Annotated in this window: 2 protein-coding genes; one reads left to right on the top strand and one right to left on the bottom strand. The window is 62.1% G+C overall.

The features are described 5' to 3' along the window. Nucleotides 1–606: 606 nt before the first annotated feature. Nucleotides 607–1,068 carry an NUDIX hydrolase gene (locus tag ACTWPT_RS59880; protein WP_443186457.1) on the top strand — a complete coding sequence of 154 codons (462 nt, stop codon included), beginning with the start codon at nucleotides 607–609 and terminating at the stop codon, nucleotides 1,066–1,068. A 239-nt stretch (nucleotides 1,069–1,307) separates the two neighbouring features. Here the strand turns inward: ACTWPT_RS59880 and ACTWPT_RS59875 are convergent, their stop codons facing one another. After that, nucleotides 1,308–1,481: a hypothetical protein gene (locus ACTWPT_RS59875; RefSeq protein WP_443186456.1), complete on the bottom strand. Its 174-nt coding sequence runs from the start codon at nucleotides 1,479–1,481 to the stop codon at nucleotides 1,308–1,310. Nucleotides 1,482–1,626: the final 145 nt, after the last annotated feature.

The raw sequence follows: 1,626 nt of genomic DNA, 5'->3' as shown, positions 1-1,626 counted from the left end.
CCGCTCCTACCTCGGCACCGCCCGCAACCACGGCATCCATCCCCTCGACGCCCTCCGCGACGCGCTCGCCGGGAATCCCTGGATGCCGCCACAAACCGCCTGATTAATCACAGGCCTGAATGGATACAGTCATGGCTACGGACGATATCCCCGTCGGCAGCAGTCAGTCAGTCAGTCAGTCAGTCAGTCAGCGGCGATCGTCGGACTGGAAGCGATGCCGCTCTTCAGTTAGCTGTAGCCGCCGACTGCCAAAGCTTTATCTCCGTAAACGCACTCCGGTCGTGCGGGAGATGGCAACGACGGCCTTTCGCCGAAGCGCCCGAAGATTTCCTCGCCGCTGCACTGCCTTTCCTCGAATCAGCACACAACCCGGCAATCCAACCACCCTGAGAGCGCCATTTAGCACGATGCTCCCTCAAGGGGGTGGGCCGGACAACGGGGCCCCAACTGGTCCAGCTGGAACGGCGTCAATCGGTTCACCACCGCCGACATCGACAACCACACCCGCCGAGCCGTCATCAACTGCCCCATTTCGCTCTCGGAACAGCTATTCTTCCGACTGATCGACCCGTTTTAAGGAATCATCTATGAGAATGGACGTGTCATATGCGCCAGCCCTATACCGTACTTGTTTTTCTCTTCCGGACCACGGCAGGCCTGCCCGAATATGCTGTCTTCCAGCGAGCGGATGATTCCCATTGGCAGAGCGTGAGCGGCGGTGTCGAGGAAGGTGAGGATCTGGAGACCGCGGCCCGTCGCGAGATCACCGAGGAGACCGGGCTGCCTGCGGCAGCGCCGCTGTTCAAACTCGACATGGTAAGCGGAGTAGAAAAGAGCTGCTTTGCAGCTAGCAAGCTTTGGCCCGAGAACGTCTATATCGTGCGCAAGCACTTCTTTGCCATGGACGTCACCCGAGACCAGGCCGAGATAGTGCTCTCCCTGGAGCATCGTGACGTGCAGTGGCTGAAGTACGAAGCCGCATACGAGTCGCTGCGTTACGACGACGACAAGACGGCGCTTTGGGAACTCGACCAGCGCATTCGTCGCGCGGACCTGCCGACGCCATAGACAGGATGCCCCTGGCGCCCGTTCGCGCGGAGCTCGGCCGGGGCGATTCCATAGCACCGGACGAAGGCGCGGGTGAACGTGGTGCGATCGGCGAAGCCGTACTGGGCGCCTGGCACGGCATGAGCATCGCTGGACGCCGCCCGCAGCGCGGTGGCCATTAGGTCGACGCAGGTCCAGGCGAGCTCGGCACTGAGAAGGCTCACGCCGGCCGGATCGTATCCATTCACGCCTGTGAGTGATCAGGCGTTTTGTGGTGGCATCCAGGGGTTTCCGGCCAGAGCATCACGGAGGGCATCGAGTGGGTGGATGCCGTGGTTGCGGGCGGTGCCGAGGTAGGAGCGGATGAGGCAGTAGCGGGCGGCGGTGCGCACGCTGCGCCAGCATCCGCCGATCTTCATCTGCAGTTTGACCATGCGCTGAGGCTGTTCGGCGGGGTTGTTGGACCTCGCCGTCGACTGCGCGTGATTCGGATGATGCGCTATACCCGGCCCGTGTTTGGGTAACGCATCGATTCCATCCGCTGTTCGATCAGGTGCTGGAGTTCGTCAAGCGCCGTAA

It is taken from the genome of Nonomuraea sp. 3N208 (genome assembly GCF_052245935.1).
Taxonomy (GTDB): Bacteria; Actinomycetota; Actinomycetes; order Streptosporangiales; family Streptosporangiaceae; genus Nonomuraea.
The sequence above is the reverse complement of the archived record's forward strand: the minus strand, read 5'-3'. Positions and strand labels throughout refer to the sequence as shown.

Excerpts from the sequence above, each read along its gene's own strand:
- ACTWPT_RS59880 (WP_443186457.1), top strand. The coding sequence starts at position 607 with ATGCGCCAGCCCTATACCGTACTTGTTTTTCTCTTCCGGACCACGGCA.
- ACTWPT_RS59875 (WP_443186456.1), bottom strand. The coding sequence starts at position 1,481 with ATGGTCAAACTGCAGATGAAGATCGGCGGATGCTGGCGCAGCGTGCGC.